The sequence below is a fragment of the Candidatus Pelagibacter sp. genome, assembly GCF_965262185.1.
In the GTDB taxonomy this organism is placed as follows: Bacteria; Pseudomonadota; Alphaproteobacteria; order Pelagibacterales; family Pelagibacteraceae; genus Pelagibacter.
The window spans coordinates 1,471,662-1,486,982 of the sequence record NZ_OZ253498.1; the positions used below are offsets into that span (position 1 = coordinate 1,471,662).

The 15,321-nt window shown below is 39.8% G+C and carries 24 protein-coding genes and 2 pseudogenes; 9 read left to right on the forward strand and 17 right to left on the reverse strand.

The window, feature by feature from the left end; all coding sequences use genetic code 11:
- Positions 1-16 precede the first annotated feature (16 nt).
- Genes ACQY31_RS08015 through ACQY31_RS08025 form a run of 3 tightly spaced genes read right to left on the reverse strand, consistent with a single transcriptional unit; the run spans position 17 to position 1,144 of the window.
- Positions 17-397 (reverse strand): mercuric transporter MerT family protein, encoded by a 381-nt coding sequence (locus ACQY31_RS08015; protein ID WP_428079959.1) that lies wholly within the window; start codon positions 395-397, stop codon positions 17-19.
- Positions 398-426: 29 nt separating this feature from the next.
- The gene (locus ACQY31_RS08020; protein WP_428079960.1) at positions 427-804 is read right to left on the reverse strand and encodes a cation transporter; all 378 of its coding nucleotides are present in this window, start codon (positions 802-804) and stop codon (positions 427-429) included.
- A 4-nt stretch (positions 805-808) separates the two neighbouring features.
- On the reverse strand, positions 809-1,144 hold the full coding sequence (locus tag ACQY31_RS08025) for an ArsR/SmtB family transcription factor (RefSeq protein WP_428079961.1): 336 nt from the start codon (positions 1,142-1,144) through the stop codon (positions 809-811).
- A 197-nt stretch (positions 1,145-1,341) separates the two neighbouring features.
- On the opposite strand from ACQY31_RS08025, the gene ACQY31_RS08030 reads away from it, so the two are divergent.
- The 3 genes from ACQY31_RS08030 (at position 1,342) to ACQY31_RS08040 (ending at position 2,939) form a co-directional block, all read left to right on the forward strand.
- Positions 1,342-2,067, forward strand: coding sequence for a TerB family tellurite resistance protein (locus tag ACQY31_RS08030; protein WP_428079962.1), 726 nt, complete (start codon positions 1,342-1,344; stop codon positions 2,065-2,067).
- A gap of 12 nt (positions 2,068-2,079) precedes the next feature.
- Positions 2,080-2,253 carry a hypothetical protein gene (locus ACQY31_RS08035; protein WP_428079963.1) on the forward strand — a complete coding sequence of 58 codons (174 nt, stop codon included), beginning with the start codon at positions 2,080-2,082 and terminating at the stop codon, positions 2,251-2,253.
- A 245-nt stretch (positions 2,254-2,498) separates the two neighbouring features.
- Positions 2,499-2,939: a pseudoazurin gene (locus tag ACQY31_RS08040; RefSeq protein WP_428079947.1), complete on the forward strand. Its 441-nt coding sequence runs from the start codon at positions 2,499-2,501 to the stop codon at positions 2,937-2,939.
- Positions 2,940-3,004: 65 nt separating this feature from the next.
- Here ACQY31_RS08040 and ACQY31_RS08045 read toward each other — a convergent pair whose 3' ends face one another.
- Positions 3,005-3,451: a TlpA family protein disulfide reductase gene (locus ACQY31_RS08045; protein ID WP_428081214.1), complete on the reverse strand. Its 447-nt coding sequence runs from the start codon at positions 3,449-3,451 to the stop codon at positions 3,005-3,007.
- Between the two features lie 266 nt (positions 3,452-3,717).
- Between ACQY31_RS08045 and ACQY31_RS08050 the strand changes: the two genes are divergently transcribed.
- From ACQY31_RS08050 to ACQY31_RS08060, 3 genes are all read left to right on the forward strand, one after another.
- On the forward strand, positions 3,718-3,867 hold the full coding sequence (locus tag ACQY31_RS08050) for a hypothetical protein (protein WP_428079964.1): 150 nt from the start codon (positions 3,718-3,720) through the stop codon (positions 3,865-3,867).
- A gap of 359 nt (positions 3,868-4,226) precedes the next feature.
- The gene (locus ACQY31_RS08055; protein ID WP_428079965.1) at positions 4,227-4,487 is read left to right on the forward strand and encodes a hypothetical protein; all 261 of its coding nucleotides are present in this window, start codon (positions 4,227-4,229) and stop codon (positions 4,485-4,487) included.
- A gap of 180 nt (positions 4,488-4,667) precedes the next feature.
- On the forward strand, positions 4,668-5,153 hold the full coding sequence (locus ACQY31_RS08060; RefSeq protein WP_428079950.1) for a DUF411 domain-containing protein: 486 nt from the start codon (positions 4,668-4,670) through the stop codon (positions 5,151-5,153).
- Between the two features lie 64 nt (positions 5,154-5,217).
- Here ACQY31_RS08060 and ACQY31_RS08065 read toward each other — a convergent pair whose 3' ends face one another.
- A complete protein-coding gene (locus ACQY31_RS08065) occupies positions 5,218-5,607 on the reverse strand; it encodes a MerR family transcriptional regulator (RefSeq protein ID WP_428079951.1) in 390 nt (129 codons plus the stop codon).
- A 266-nt stretch (positions 5,608-5,873) separates the two neighbouring features.
- Here ACQY31_RS08065 and ACQY31_RS08070 point away from each other — a divergent pair, with 266 nt between their 5' ends.
- Entirely contained in the window at positions 5,874-6,248 is a 375-nt protein-coding gene (locus tag ACQY31_RS08070; protein ID WP_428081216.1) for a DUF4396 domain-containing protein, read from the forward strand.
- Between the two features lie 8 nt (positions 6,249-6,256).
- A complete protein-coding gene (locus ACQY31_RS08075) occupies positions 6,257-6,373 on the forward strand; it encodes a ubiquinol-cytochrome c reductase iron-sulfur subunit N-terminal domain-containing protein (RefSeq protein ID WP_428079966.1) in 117 nt (38 codons plus the stop codon).
- Between the two features lie 101 nt (positions 6,374-6,474).
- Here ACQY31_RS08075 and ACQY31_RS08080 read toward each other — a convergent pair.
- The 8 genes and pseudogenes from ACQY31_RS08080 to ACQY31_RS08115 form a co-directional block, all read right to left on the reverse strand.
- Positions 6,475-6,585, reverse strand: a pseudogene (locus tag ACQY31_RS08080) (transposase); the annotation flags it as partial.
- Between the two features lie 5 nt (positions 6,586-6,590).
- Positions 6,591-7,124 (reverse strand): signal peptidase II, encoded by a 534-nt coding sequence (lspA, locus tag ACQY31_RS08085; RefSeq protein WP_428079967.1) that lies wholly within the window; start codon positions 7,122-7,124, stop codon positions 6,591-6,593.
- A complete protein-coding gene (locus ACQY31_RS08090) occupies positions 7,121-8,458 on the reverse strand; it encodes a M23 family metallopeptidase (RefSeq protein WP_428079968.1) in 1,338 nt (445 codons plus the stop codon). The genes lspA and ACQY31_RS08090 overlap by 4 nt, the downstream gene beginning before the upstream one ends.
- A gap of 38 nt (positions 8,459-8,496) precedes the next feature.
- Positions 8,497-8,961, reverse strand: coding sequence for a copper chaperone PCu(A)C (locus ACQY31_RS08095; RefSeq protein ID WP_428079969.1), 465 nt, complete (start codon positions 8,959-8,961; stop codon positions 8,497-8,499).
- Positions 8,962-8,969: 8 nt separating this feature from the next.
- Positions 8,970-9,539: an SCO family protein gene (locus tag ACQY31_RS08100; protein ID WP_428079970.1), complete on the reverse strand. Its 570-nt coding sequence runs from the start codon at positions 9,537-9,539 to the stop codon at positions 8,970-8,972.
- Between the two features lie 29 nt (positions 9,540-9,568).
- Complete coding sequence (locus ACQY31_RS08105; RefSeq protein WP_428079971.1) at positions 9,569-10,213, reverse strand: DsbA family protein; 645 nt, start codon at positions 10,211-10,213, stop codon at positions 9,569-9,571.
- Entirely contained in the window at positions 10,210-10,674 is a 465-nt protein-coding gene (locus tag ACQY31_RS08110) for a disulfide bond formation protein B (RefSeq protein ID WP_428081218.1), read from the reverse strand. The genes ACQY31_RS08105 and ACQY31_RS08110 overlap by 4 nt, the downstream gene beginning before the upstream one ends.
- Positions 10,660-11,274: pseudogene (locus ACQY31_RS08115) on the reverse strand (cation transporter); the annotation flags it as partial. The gene ACQY31_RS08110 and the pseudogene ACQY31_RS08115, both read right to left, overlap by 15 nt.
- A 116-nt stretch (positions 11,275-11,390) precedes the next feature.
- Between ACQY31_RS08115 and ACQY31_RS08120 the strand changes: the two are divergent.
- Complete coding sequence (locus ACQY31_RS08120; protein ID WP_428079972.1) at positions 11,391-11,735, forward strand: MerR family transcriptional regulator; 345 nt, start codon at positions 11,391-11,393, stop codon at positions 11,733-11,735.
- A 325-nt stretch (positions 11,736-12,060) separates the two neighbouring features.
- Here the strand turns inward: ACQY31_RS08120 and ACQY31_RS08125 are convergent, their stop codons facing one another.
- Genes ACQY31_RS08125 through ACQY31_RS08140 form a run of 4 tightly spaced genes read right to left on the reverse strand, consistent with a single transcriptional unit; the run spans position 12,061 to position 15,301 of the window.
- Entirely contained in the window at positions 12,061-12,435 is a 375-nt protein-coding gene (locus ACQY31_RS08125) for a hypothetical protein (RefSeq protein WP_428079973.1), read from the reverse strand.
- A gap of 30 nt (positions 12,436-12,465) precedes the next feature.
- Positions 12,466-14,358: a DNA polymerase gene (locus tag ACQY31_RS08130; RefSeq protein WP_428079974.1), complete on the reverse strand. Its 1,893-nt coding sequence runs from the start codon at positions 14,356-14,358 to the stop codon at positions 12,466-12,468.
- The gene (locus ACQY31_RS08135) at positions 14,358-14,711 is read right to left on the reverse strand and encodes a hypothetical protein (protein WP_428079975.1); all 354 of its coding nucleotides are present in this window, start codon (positions 14,709-14,711) and stop codon (positions 14,358-14,360) included. Before ACQY31_RS08135 ends, ACQY31_RS08130 begins: the two co-directional genes overlap by 1 nt.
- Entirely contained in the window at positions 14,711-15,301 is a 591-nt protein-coding gene (locus tag ACQY31_RS08140; protein ID WP_428079976.1) for a hypothetical protein, read from the reverse strand. Before ACQY31_RS08140 ends, ACQY31_RS08135 begins: the two co-directional genes overlap by 1 nt.
- Positions 15,302-15,321 lie beyond the last annotated feature (20 nt).

The following is a 15,321-nucleotide window of genomic DNA, read 5'->3' on the forward strand; positions in this document are numbered from 1 at the left end:
TTTTTTATTCATTTATTTACAGTCTTTCTAAAATAGACGGGGCTACATAAGGGTAAATTAATACCAAAACAATCACAGAAACAGCAACCCACAACATAGTTTTATTGATTCGATCCGAATATGGCATAGCACAGAATGTTCCTGGTTCACAATCTTGCGCTTTAGGTTTTTTATATACTTTCCAAAATCCTCCGGCAACAAAAGCAATTGCCGCAATTAAGAAATATGGTTTATATGGAGCCATTGCTGTTAAATTACCAATCCAAGCCCCATTAATTCCAAGAAGGAATAACACTAATGGTGCTACACAACAAAGAGTAGCCCCTAGAGCAGTTGTAATTCCAGCCCCAAGTAACCATCTAGTTTTATTTTCATTTATATTTTTTTTCTTATCCATAATGTTATTATTATTTTAATTAATAGAAGTTACTCCCTGGAAAATTCTTTGTTGTTTATGGTGGAAGGATAGCCAACATCAGTTGTTGCCTTTATCATTTTTTTAATAGTTACCTTCTCTGGATTATATTTAACTGTAGCAGTTCTGGTTTTTAGGGATGTTTTAACTTCAGAGATACCAGATAATTTTTCTAGACTCTTGCGTACTGTAAATGGACATGTTGCGCAAAACATTCCCGGAACATCCAAGGTAACTGTTTCTAGGTCTACGTTTTTATCCACAAAATTATTTAACTCAACTTCACCTGTTTTGTTGGCAAATAAACTAAAAGCAAAGCTTACATTTGAGGTGGACAATAGAACGGCTACCATTCCTACTAAAATTAGTATTTTTTTTATATTTTTCATTTTCTTATTTCCCAATTAAATTAATAAAATTTGTTGCTATGTGACATTTATCTTCTGAATCAAAACAACAACTATTTACAAGGTATTTTATTAGGTTTTCTACAGTCTTAAAGTCAGCTCTATATATCACATATCTTCCTTCCTTTTTAGATTTGATTAATCCACTATTCTCAAGATGTGAAAGATGGAATGACATTGTGTTTTGAGGTATGCTAACCTTCTTACTTATCTCTCCAGCACTTATGCCATCCAAGCCGGCCCTTACCATTGCCTTAAATGCTTTCAGTCTAGTTTCTTGGGCTAGAGATTCTAATATTTTGACAGTTTTTGTAACATTCATAATTAAATAGTAATTTATTAAAAATATCCATATATCTACAAATATAGATATATTATAAACAAAAGTCAATACATCAAAGACTCTGTATCCGAAATCAGGTATGATGAAGGTATGAAGAAGGTGATTTTGATAGTGGTTGCGGGGTTGTTGTGGTCTAATACAGTGTTTTCTGTGGTGTCTTTAACAGAAGGTCAAATATGAGTATATGGGGTAGTCTTATCGGTGGCTTTGTTGGTTTTACATTTGCCGGACCTATTGGAGCTCTAATAGGTTCAATGGTTGGAGGCAGAATTTCGTCGGCTCGAAGATCAGGTTTTCAACAAAATTTTGCTCCCCCTCAGCAAATTTTTGCTATTGCTCTAATCATTCTAACAGCGAAGTTAGCCAAAGCTGATGGACATGTCTCAAAAGAAGAATTAATTGCCATAAAGAATAAATTAAAAATTCCTGAACATGAAATGGATCAGGTTGGAGAAATATTTAACAAAGCCAAAGAAGACTCACTTGGCTATGAACCTTACGCCCAACAGATAGGACAAATTTATAAAAATAATCCTGCGGTTCTAGACGAGGTCATCAACACATTGTTTTATATTGCAGAAGCAGATAGCAATGTGTCCGACTCTGAAATCACAATGATAAGAGGTATTGCAAAAATTTTTGGTTTAAGTGAAAGTCAATTTGAGGGGATTAAGGAGTCAAGAAAAAGTTCTGATAAGTTGAATCCTTATATAGTATTAGGTTGTAGTTCTAACGATGATTTTGTAACTATCAGAAAAAAATATCTTCAACTTTCAAAAGAGCACCATCCTGATATATTAATGAATAAAGGAGTGCCTAAAGAAGTGATTGAAGAAAGTAAAAAAAAAATGAGGGCTATTAACTCTGCTTTTGATCAAATTAAAAAAATGAACCAAAAGTAAATTTTATACAAAATGAAAAAGTTTATAGGGATAGTCATTTTTGGTTTGTTTTGGTGCAGTATTAGTAATGCTCAGCACAAGTTAAACCAAGTTAAAGAGCCAGGGAGCTTTGGGGATTTGCTTGTGGCTGGTTTTTTAGTATTAGCCGTAGGTTTTTTTATATGGCTCTTTTGGAATAAGAAATAATTCCATACTACCTCGAAACCAGAGGTAAAAACTTTTCTAAGTGCATCACCGTTGGTGCTAAAAAAATATAATTAAATTATTTTCAAATTGAACCTAATAAGGTGTTTAAATAAAAATTAAATTATAAGTTGGCTTAATATTAATGTGGTAACTTGTTACACTTAACAAAGTTGATTATTTTTTTTTACTAATTATGTGTATAATAATAATTTATTAACTCATATGCGAAGAAAGTTAAATTAACCATGATAAAAAAAATAGCCACCCTAGTTACAACTTTGTTTTCAGTAATTTTTTTAAACACCGCTTCCCTTGCAGCCGATGCAACAGTAGAAATGTTAAATAAACAAGAAAAAGAAATCATGGTTTTTTCTCAAAAAATTGTAAAAATAAATGTTGGAGATAAAGTTTTTTGGAAAGCTACCAATAAAGGACATAATGTAGAGTTTATTAAAGGTGGCGTTCCTGAAGGTGTTGAAAAATTTAAATCTAAATATAGTCAAGATGTAGAATTTAAATTTGATACCCCGGGTATTTATGCTTATTGGTGTACTCCACATAAAAGCGTTGGAATGATTGGCTTTATAATTGTCGGTGACGATAAGTCTAATCTAGATGCTATTAAAGCAATTAGATATTCTGGTAAATCTAAAAAAATAGCGCCTGATCTAATTAATTCATTATAAGAAAAATGTTCTGTATGGTCACCCTATGAGATTTAGTATTTATTTATGCAAAAATATAACTTGAATTAATTATAAAGCTTCAACCAATTAATAAATTCCTTATCATTAAAATCGATAGGACCTATAATTCTTGCAAATTCTTTGCCTTCTTTATTAAATAAAATACTTGTTGGAATTCCTCTTAAAGAAATTTTTTTTGCCAATGTTATGGGTGCATCAAAGTAAATATCTAAATTTTTAATATTCAACTCCTTATAAAAAGATTCTGCTTTTGGCAGACTTTCTTGACTAATATTTATTGGAAAGATTTTTAGGTTATTTAAATTAATGTTTTTTTGTAAATTATCTAATGAAGGCATTTCTTCTTTACACGTAAGACACCAGGTAGCCCAAAAATTAAGTATTATTAATTTCCCTTTATAATTGGCTAAATCAATATTTTTTTGATTTTTGTCTTTAAAAATTACCTCTTCATAAGTTTTTAGATTTTTTGTTAATATTAAATTTTTGATATCTGGTCTATAGCGTAACCAAAGTGGTAGTTATTATGTAAATAAATATTATTATAAATTTCATTACCTTTAGCCTATAAAGCGTTCTCAAGTATCATCAATACTTTTCATAATAACCCTTATTTTTAGGTAACAAAATTTTTATTTGACTCTCTCATAGGTGGAAGGACCTAAAAAATTATTAATAGTATTTTTTACAGTTTCTTGTACTACAAATAAATGTTAAAGCTGCACCAACATCATTTGCAGATTTAGCAGAAAGGTTAATGCCATCAGTTGTAAATATTTCTACAACGGTTATTACCCATTCCCTAAGGATACCTTTTGAAGATATGTTCAAGGAATTTGGAACACCACAAACAAGAAAATCTGCAGCATTAGGTTCGGGGTTTATAATTGATGAAAAAGGAATTTAATTACCAATAATCACGTTATCAAAGATTCAGAGGATATTGTTGTTAGAGTGGGTGGAGATAAAGAATGCAACAATTATTGGGGGCTGATATTGCAGTTCTTCAAATCGATTCAAAGGAAAAATATACCAGTTCAAGATGATAAAGCGAGGATTGGTGAATATTCAACTACCCTTAAATCCAAAAGATTCTGCTTTTGGCAGACTTTCTTGACTAATATTTATTGGAAAGATTTTTAGGTTAGAATTCAAGTTATTTAAATTAATGTTTTTTTGTAAATTATCTAATGAAGGCATTTCTTCTTTACACGGAAGACACCAGATATTTCAGAAATTAAGTCTTTAAAAATTATAGCACGACTTTTGAATGATAAAGATATTGAGGAAAGAAAGCTGCCCAACCAAACAACGGGCTTAGTTATAACTAATATCGGTAAAAATAGTCCAATAGATTATTTAAATGTAGGTGACGTCATAATTGAAGCTCAAAAGAAAAAGATTAAATCTATAGAAGATCTTGAAGACATAGTAGATACCGCTTTAAAATCTAATCAAAAAACAATTTTAATTGTGATCTATAACGCACAGAACCAAAGAAGATATATTGGTGTTAAGTTAGATTGATAAGTTAGTTTATGGTTTTTGATGAATACACAATTTTTGTTTGTCTTATTTCCATCAATAGTAAAAAGTATGTTAAAGAAGATGGGGTTAATAAAAAATTCACAGTTAGGAAGTAGTAGTTTGGTTTTTGTAATTATTTAATATATTAAAAATTAAAATGAACAGAATTAAAAAAATATTATGAATTTAAAATCTAAATTTTCTATATCAGTTATATTAGTAGTTTTATTAATATCATCTGTTTATATTTTTAACTTTGTCACTAATAAACAAGATGCTTTTCCCGTTGCAAAAACTAGCAAATATACTGTCGAAGTTTTTAAAACTCCAACTTGTGGATGCTGTAATGGATACGTTTCATTTCTTGAAGGAGAACAGTTTAAGGTAAAAAAAACAAATATGACAAGTCTCGACTTGATTAAAAAAAAACATAATATTCCAGGAGAAATGCAATCTTGTCATACTAGTGTTGTGGGTAAATATTTTATAGAAGGTCATGTGCCTATTGAAGCGATAAATAAATTACTAAAAGATCAACCTGATATTGACGGCATAGCTTTGCCTGGAATGCCAATTGGGACACCTGGTATGCCAGGAAATAAAGAAGCGCCTTATGTTATTTATCAGCTTATTGATGGGGAATATTCTGTATTCATGACCATATAAATTAATCTTCATGAATTAATAAAAGCTTTCAAACAATAATTACGCGTTCGTCTAAAACTATAATTTAATTTATTAATGTTAAATTATCTAAAATAGAGCAATTTGAATTTTTATCACCTTTGCATTGTTTGGATATTTTTTGTAAATTTTTCTTTAACATATTTAAGGATTTAATTTTGTTTTCAATATCGTTTATTTTTAGTACAGCAATTTCCTTAACATCCTTGCTATATCTACTTTTGTTTTCAAATAATTCTATTAACGTTGAACACTCTTTTATAGAAAAACCAAAAGATCTTGATTTTACTATTAATTGAAGTTTTATTAAGTCATTTTCTGTAAAATCCCTATAGCCATTATTAACTCTACTGGGTCTAATAAGTCCAATATCAGAGTAATATCTTATTTTTTTAATTGGAACTTTGATTCTATTTGCAGCTTCACTAATTTTCATTTGATTCTCTACTTTGTGTAAATTTTATAATTTTTTACTTTAAACTTTATTTTAAAGAATAAAAATGAATAATTCTAAACGATTATGTTAAGAAATATTATAAATTTAAACTCTTAATATTAACTTGACTCTCTTGTAGGTGGAGAGTCTATAACATCTTTATTGTTGAAGTTTAAATCAACTAATAAATGATAGCAAAAAACATTACATCTGAAGATTTTAATTGGTCGTGTAAACACACGTGGAGAAAAAGTGCTAAAAATACTATGTGGTGTGTTATCGGGTGTGTAATTGGTGATTTTGGAACCATACTATATTTTCAACTAACTCAAACCCCATTTCCTGTTCTTGGTATAATGATCTTAGCAATCATTAATGGTATATTAACCAGCATTATGCTTGAAACCTTTATTTTAATGAGACAAGATTTTAAATTTGTTAAAGCATTAAAAATAGCTTGTGGAATGAGTTTTATCTCAATGGTTAGTATGGAAGTTGCAATGAATTTGACAGATTATCTTTTAACAGGTGGCGCTATGTTAACTTGGTGGGTGGTACCAATAATGCTGACAGTGGGTTTTTTAACTCCATGGCCTTATAATTATTGGAGATTAAAAAAATTTGGAATTGCTTGTCATTAAATATAATAATGAAAAATACTTCAAAAGACAAAAAACCTGTAAGAAGAGATTTTCTATTCACTGCCTCTTACGCTGTTGGAGCAGTTGGAGTTGGAGCTGTAGTTTGGCCCCCGCAACCAACTTAAGCCCGTAACTTCAAAGAGTTACGGGCTTTTGGATTCTTGGGGTATGTGCCGAAATGGTCCACTGGAATCACTGTGGAATCATGAGGGGAGGAACTCCTTCGCAAAGTGGCGTCCGACATGCCGAAATTGCAGCACAGTTCCTTCACCGTTACACCGGCTTCATGTTCTTTCAAAATCCCGATAACTTGTTCGTCTGTAAATCTATGTTTCATTAGTACTATTCTATTGAACCATCTTCAGCACAGTCTTGTATCGTTTTCTTGCTGGTACGAAACGACTGAATAACAAGAAGGGCAGCTCCGGTGAAAATCCCGGTATCAGCCAAATTGAATGCGGGCCAGTGGTACACGCCAATGAAGAAATCGAGAAAGTCCGTTACGGCGCCGACTCGTATCCGATCCAGGAGGTTTCCCAAAGCGCCGCCGATGATCAGAGAAATCGCTGCACCATCAATGGCGCGCTCGGCATTCCAAAGCCAGACAAGAAGGAAGCCGACGATTACCACGGCCAGCGAAGACAACACAATTGGTCCCCAAGTTCCGAGGTCGTTCAGGAGGCCGAAGCTGACCCCACGGTTGAACCCCAACGCAAGATTGAAAAAAGACGAAATGGGAATAACGTGCGGCGGATTCGAGAGGAGTTCGATCATGAACGATTTTGAGGCTTGATCGAGCAACAGAACGAGGGAGCTTCCGAGAAGACCAATTCCAAAGTGCCGAAGTTTGAGGGAAAACACACGACCAACGGTCATGATTTTTTCTGCCAGTTTGATTTTAGAGCCACCCGTTCGTGGACAGCTGGTCCGGCCAAAACTGCCTGACGCGACCGTGCACCCGTAGGCTGGAATGCCAGAAGGGAGCGGATTTTTTCTTTTTCTCTTTCGAAACGCGCCATTTCCACCCTCTCCAACAAACGTCGAGGCGGAAGTTCCACTTTCATCGGATTTACCTGGCGGGACCCCTGTAGGATTTCATAGTGCAGGTTCGGGCCCGTCACGAGCCCGGTCGCCCCGACGTAGCCGATCACCTCCCCCTGTCGCACCCGGTCGCCGGGTTTGAGTTTGTCGGCATAGCGGCTGAGATGGGCGTAAGCGGTGGAATACGTCGCGTCGTGCTTGATCCGGATATATTTTCCGAAGTCTCCGTTGCGGCCCTTTTGGATGACGACTCCGTTGCCGGCGGCTAGAACGGGTGTGCCGCGAGGTGCCGCGAAATCAAGACCACGATGCATCCGTGTGTAACCCAGGATGGGATGTTTCCGTTTGCCAAAAAGGGACGAGAGGCGCGCACCATCAATCGGTGTCTTCATCAGATTGGTGGTCAGGCTCGCCCCCGATTCATCGAAGAATCCGGTGTATCCGTCGGAGGTTGTGTAGCGATAGGCTCGAATGCTTTGTCCCCGCAGGTCTATTGAGGCATACACCAGTTCTCCCGGATGCTGACCCCGTTCCGGGCCATCGTCATAGACCCTGAATCCGAGTTCGAAAGTATCTCCGGCTCGAAAATCACGCTGAAAGTCAAGCGCGTCGCTAAGCGTCCCGTAGGAAGCTAGCAGGACCGAGGTTGGAACCTCCGCCGCCCGAGCCGCCTCAAAGAAGCTCGAGCTAATAATCCCGGATTTCGCAACAAGGTCCGAAACATGAGGAACCGTTTCAATTTGTGCGGAAAAAGAGTCGTGCGAATCGTGCTCGACCGAAATCAGGCGGTCCGTCTCCGGGACGAACTCAAGTCTCTCAAAGCACCATTTCTTTTTGAGGCCGTCTGTATCTCGTAGGAATATCTTGATCTTTTGTCCGGCCCTGAGGTCGCGGGGATCGTAGACCTTTTCCATGGCCGTGCTGGCGGCATAAGCTTCTTGTCGCGGAACGTCCACCGTCAGCAGGATTTCCATGAGGGTGTCTCCGGTATCCAGCGTGACGCCCCTCTCCTGAAGCTCCTCTTCCGCAATGCGCCCAGCGGCTACGCTAAGTTCTCGAAGGGAGTGCTGGGTGCCAACGGCGGCCAAGGGGCGATCCGACCCTGGTCCATCAACCTGCCACCAACCAATACCGATGGAAGCCGCAAGGCCGACAAAAATGGCCAGCATGAACAGCCCGGTTTTGCGGACATATGTGGCGTGACGTATCATTCGGGCCGGGTCGCGCCAGGCCCGTAAATGGGCGCTGTCACCGTGACTTTGCCGCTGCGTTTGAACGCAAGCGTGATTTCGACGGTTTTGCCTTTAATGAGGGCCTTTTTGAGCTTCATCATCATGATGTGCAATCCACCAGGCGCAAGCAGCACGTTACCGCCGCCCTGTATTTCAACCGGTCCGGCGGGGCCCATGCTCATGACGCCATTTTTCGTGCTCGTGGCGTGAACCTCGGCCATTCCCGACAGCGGGGTGCTGACCGCCAACAAGGCATCACTTACAGTTCCCTCATTACGAATCGTCATATAGGCGGCAGCCGGACGCGACATTCCAATCGACGCGCGCGCCCAAGGTGAATCGATGACCAGGTCGCCGACGCGCGTGGAATCCGCGGATACCGGCAACGCGGAAAGAATAAAGACAATGCTCAGGAGAGCTTGGGACAATAGGCGCAACATTTTCGGCCTCACAATCTATTTTGAAGGTCTTTGGTAATTTCCCCCGGTGGCGTTCCGTATCCGTAGGTACGGACGAACACGCCCTCGGGAGAAATGAGGTACACTGCGGAAGTGTGGCCCATAGTGTAACCGTTCGGGGCGGATTCCTGCGGCTGTTTTTCGTAATACGCCTTGAACGACCGCGCCGCCTCGGCAATCTGGGCCTCGGTTCCAGTCAGGCCGACGATAGTCGGATGAAATACCGAAACATACTCGGCCATGGTCTCCACCCGGTCGCGCTCGGGGTCAATCGAGACGAACAGCGGCTTTACCAATCCCGCGTCCGGCCCGAGTCGCTCCATGACCCGGGCGAGCTCCGCGAGGGTCGTCGGGCATATATCCGGACAGTTGGTGAATCCGAAAAAGACCAGTAACCATTTGCCCTGATAGCTTTGCACAGTGACAGCATTGCTGCGGTGATCGGTCAAGTTGAACGTTGGCCGGAAGGAAGTTGCCACATCTTGCGATGAACTGCCGCCACTCGGCCCACGATCATGCCACAGACTGAGCCAGAGAAAGCCCGCCAGCGCGACACCCACGCCTCCCCAAAGGGTAATCCTTACGGCTCTCAATTTGACGCCACCTCTGCCTCAACCAGATCGAGCAGTTGCTGCGCGCCGAAGTCGAGCAGCGGTTTTCCGTTGACGAAGAATGTCGGTGTCCCCGTCACGCCGACGTTCTTCACGTCGGCCGTGTCCTGGTTCAAGACGGCGACGATGCCAGGGAGTTTGGCATCGCGGCGGGCGCGTTCCACGTCGAGGCCTGTTCCGTCTAACAGGCTCCAGGCACTATCGGCCGGACGCCCATGTGGCGCCCAACGAGGTTGGGTTTCAAGAAGTCGCTCGAGAACGACCTCGAACTTCCCCTGAAGGCGAGCAGCTTCTAGAATCCGTATCGCTTCTTCCGATGGTGGATGGAACGCTGTGTATCTGAGCACGACGCGAACTTTCCCCTGAAACTCGGAAAGTATCTTTTTCACCACGGGATGGAAGGCGCGGCATGCTTCGCACGCGGGATCGAAGAATTCGACGATGGTGACGGGCGCATCTTTTGCTCCAAAGACCGGCGAATGGGGTCTTACCAGCGGCGCTTCATTTGATACTGGTTTTGTGACCGCCACTTCCTTGCTTGTCGGGGAGTAAAGAAGGCCACCGATGGCAAATAGTCCGACTGCTACTACGGCGGTCACGATGATCAGGGTTCGACGGTTCATGAAGATCTCTTTCTAAAGGGAACGGTCAGCAACAAAATGATGGCACTGAAGGAGAAAACGGACAGGTACGGTAGCGGCAGAACGCCAAACAGCACTTGATCTTCTCCCGAGCATGATGGTCCGTTGCGTTCACAGGGTTGAATTGGTTCGGGGATGATCCCGACGAAAAGCAGGCTATGCCAAAGTGCGATCAAGCCGCCAATCAATGCCAAAGGAATAACGTAGTGCCGAACCGCATGATCGGCTCGAAAACTCGCAAGCCCCAGGATAAGTGCCAGCGGAAACATGGCGATCCGTTGGTACCAGCAAAGAACACAGGGTGTTCGTCCCATGACTTCCCCGATGAACAGGGCCCCGAGGGTCGCGGTCAAAGCAATCAGCCATGCGAGATACAAGGCGTTGGTTTGATGGGAGGTGTTCTGCATGGTGCTACCCGACCTCACTCGGGCACAATGTTGCATTTCTCCCCACGCCTGACGCACGATCTGCGTGGCCGACCAGAGGAACAGGCCGGCCATGAGAGCGGCGACAATAAGGTCTGGCCACGCAGTCCCGGTAAAATAGACACCGGCTGCCGCCCCGATGACGGCCACATTTCCGATGGCGTCGTTGCGGCTGCAGAGCCAGACGGAGCGAACGTTCGCGTCGCCGTCCTTGAATCGCATGAGAAGGACGACGCTTGCAAGGTTTGCCAAAAGCGCCAACAACCCGACACCGCCCATGACTGTCGCGGACGGCACGCCGAGGACGAGAACTTGATAAGCGGTCGATCCAAATACCCATAGCCCCATGGCCGCAAGGCTGAGCCCCTTGATGAGTGCCGCCGTCGCGCGGACGTGCAGGGCCATGCCGATGACGTAGAGGCTGATGGCGTAAGTGGTCGTATCGCCGAGGAAATCGAGGGCGTCCGCCTGCAGCGCCTTCGACCCCGCGAAAGCGCCCGCCGCCATCTCAACGATGAACATAGCGCCGTTGATGGCGATGACGATCCACAATGCCCGCTTGAATGCGGCGGAAACGCCGTCGAATTGGGCATCTTGTCCGCAGCAACTTGCACTCATACCTTGCTCCTGTAATTCATTATCGAGGCTTGTCATCCAATTGAACGACGCCTTGAAAGCCTCTAGTCTGAGATACTAATATCTACAAATCGTTGTAGGAGCAAGAGGAAAATTTGATGAACGTAAGAGATATTTCAATTGGCGAACTGGCAGAAAGAGCTGGTTGCACTGTCCAGATCATTCGGCACTACGAGAAAATCGGTCTGTTGCCGGATACGAGGCGCACCAGCGGCAATCGGCGCATCTATTCAGAAGATCAGGCCTCGAGGCTGATCTTTATCCGTCACAGCCGGGAGCTGGGTTTCAGTCTGGACGATATTCGCCAATTGCTGTCGTTTTCGAATCAGCCCGAACAGTCGTGTGAACAAGTGGACGCCATCGCACGCGAGCACCTGCACGGTGTCCAGGAACGCTTGGGCCGCCGGCCACCAGAATCGTGTCCTAGTTACCTTGAATTTTAAAATGTTGTCCTGAAAATATCCCTTCAAAAAATATTAAACTACTTTAAATAACACCGCATTACTAAACATGAACCAGACATTTTAAGCGTAAGTAAAGGTAACTAAAGACAACTCTGGAGAAGTTTTTCACCCTAACTCAAACTAACAAAAAGGGGTCTTTGATGGCTGCTGAAAACTTTTTTGAAATTAAAAAACCCAGGCCATTATGGGCTAACAACCTGGGTTATGATCCTAAAAAAATTTGGATAAGAATTTAGGAATATTACTAATGTTTAATAATAATAATTCCTCTTATCTAAATTTACAATACCCTAACCAGGTGTACCTAGTTAAGTTTCTTTTTTGGCAAAATAATTTTAACCGTTGGCAATCTTCCTCTACCACCTCTTTTCAAATCAATAATCTTTTTATTTGCAAGTTTGTTTAACGCTTCCCATTTTTTAGTAGGTCCTACTCCAAACCAATCATAAAGTTTTTTGTTATCAACTTTTACAGGCAAGTGAGAATTTTCTGCTGCACCTGGATATTTTAATCCCTGAACAGTTCTTATGTATTGGTATAGTCTTAGAGCATTAACTCCACATTTTGATATTTCGTAGAAGTGATTTATGTGCATAGGTCCTCTCGTAAAAGTAACACCATCATAAGACGAACCGTCTTCTTCTGGTGGGTTGTTATGTTTTCGATAATGTCGGATCATATTATAATAATTATTAAATTATATTATTAATTATATAGGGCGGTCTACTCGTTCTGGGGGTACGTTTAATCTTGATCGGGTGTACCTATCTATATGTCTCATAATTTTATTAAAAAGTTTTTGATCTTTGTTTGGTTCTCCGTCATCGTCTAATTGTTTATAATTAGTTTTTATAATTTCTTGGTCAACTCTTATTGGACCACCGACAACTTTTATTGAAGCGTCCACCATAATTTGTTTTGCTTCTTCCAAGCGCTGCTTAAATTCAGGAATTGGAATTTCAATCATAACTGCGTCGTGAACCAGGGCCACAACTTTAAAATAATTGTCTGTAAGATCCATTAATGCAGTTCTTAAAATTTCTGCGCCGTGTGATTGGATAGGCCAATTTAATAAACTTCTGTGTATGTGTACTGTTTTTCCGTCCTTTATTGTGGTCAATGAATTGATGTGTCTTTGCCAACCATAAACCGTTGTTAAATATTTCTGATTCAATCCGGCTTCGATATTTCCCTCAATCCAACTGAAGTATTTTTTATAAACTTGCTTATATTTATTTTGTAATTCTTTTGCGTGCGCTACTGAACATTTTAAAGACTCTGCAACTGCTTTTGGTCCTTGCCCATAAGAATTTGCTAAATATAAAACTTTAAATATTCCTCTTTCTTCAGGGTGCGTTTGCTTTGTTGCATTTTCAGGCACCATTCCAAATAGCTTTGCAGTATGAATATAAATATCACCTGATTGATAAGCATTAATTAAATTCTGATCGCCGGATAAATAACCCATAACTCCAGGCTCTTGACTTGAATAATCAATGTACACTAACCAGGAACCATAAGACGGTTTAATAAAATTTCTTGCCCACTTGGAAGCACTAAAAACATATTTTGATGAAGACGGTGAAGCTCTACTTGTGACGGTTCCAAACATATTGAAACTTGTTCTTGTTCTTCCGTCTGTACCTGGATTGTAAGCAGTAAGCTTTGTCATATTTTGCAAAGTTCTTATCTCATTAAATTTTTCTATTTCCTCATTGAATAGATGCTGCTTAATTATTTTTTTATTTGTAGTGAAGTTTCCTGTCTTCATTCTAGGCCACTTACGATCTAAATTATTTCTTATGATTAACTTATTAAATTTTTCAAAACTAAAAGTTAAGTCCTCATTGAATACATCTATTTCTTTATTAACTTCTCTAATTAAATTGTCTTTAACCATTGGCCAATAGGTGTTGAATTTATTAACCAGGTTCATATCAATAGGAATACCGTTTCGTTCAACCTGGGCCACGCAACCAACAGCATAACCACGATTTAAGATCCGCCATAGCTCACCCTCAAAATCTTCATCTGTTTTTAGATTTAGTTTTTGTTCTATTTCTAAAACTTGTTTTATGAATACTTGTCTTAATAATTCTGTATCAGCTTCACAATATTTAAGGATTTGTTTTTGTTCTTCTTTAGAATAATCGCTGGGTTGATCTTTATAATTATTTCTTCTTAAAATTAGATCCAGGTTATTTTCTTTTTCACTAACAGACATTTTATCTCTGATTCCATAATGTTCTGCAGTTGATAAAAGAGTTAATGCACCTTTACCCGTTCGCATTGGTTTATGTAGTCGGGCAGTTTCAACATATGCGTCCCAAATATTCGGTGGTCTTCCGTGTAATAAATTTAAATGACAACCAACTTCAGCTGTTGCGTTGTAGCTCACTAAAAGAATCTCATCAAAATCAAATGGTTTCTGAAAAGATTTTTTATTGTCTAACCAATATCTAAAAGGTTCACCCGTAAAGACATCAATATAAACGTGAGCTAAAACTCTTTTTGGGATCGTTCCTGTCGAATCTAAAATAAATTCGGTGTCTTCTACCAGGACTCTTTCGAAACGCTTTTCTATATAGTTCAAGAATTTCATCAGCTGTTAAGTCCTGTGCTATTTTTATTTTTCTTCTCATCTTTTTGTTTCCTTTCGTATTCTTCACAATCTTTTTCAAGAGCTTCGATATAGTCTGGTTTTTCTTCGCCGCAGCAAGCACAGACAAACGGGTTTTCTCTTATTGCTCTTTGTGTTTGTACTATTGGATCTAATAAAAAATGTGAGAGTTGTTTTTCCCAACACCATTCCATATCTTGATATTCTTGAGGATCTTTATTACCCCAACAGTTCAACCACCATTTAAGCAATACTTCTAATTTGTATTGTCCTAATTCTTCGACAGTTGGATAATTTTTCTCTTGTTCTTTTAACCATTGATCTACATTGTTCATTAGCTTTTAACTCCTGTGTTTCTGATTAATGCTTCGTGATCCAGGCTTTCAATAATCCTTTCATCAAAAACCATATCTATTATTTCTTCATCACTCATCTTGGACCATTCAGGTTTTTTATCTGTTCCTGGGTGACTCCAACTTTGCCAACCAACAGAATTTGATTTCCATTGGCACTTGATCCAATTTCCGTCTAGTCCTCTTTCAATGGCCTTTTTTGCTGAAGTAGAAGCAAGCTTTGAATTGCCTTTTGTTCTTATTGAGGGCAACCATAAAAACTCTGTACCAAACCAATTAACACATCTAACAATTAATTTTACGTTGATATTGTCATCTGCTTTGTTGAATACTTTTTCTCTTAATGCCGGATCTTCAACCTGAATCAAGTATTCTTGTTGTTCACCGTCTGGATCAAAAAGTTTTGTAGTTGTGACTTCAATCAAGTCTTCGATTGTTTTACCTTTGATTGAGAACCAATACATTTTGCCAGGTGATTTAATTTCTATTCCTTGGCTATCTGACGGTCCATCACCGCCGCCGATTGTTTGTAGTGATACTTTCTTTGCAATGTCTTTATTAAATTTTCCCATAGTAATAATTCCTCCGTTGT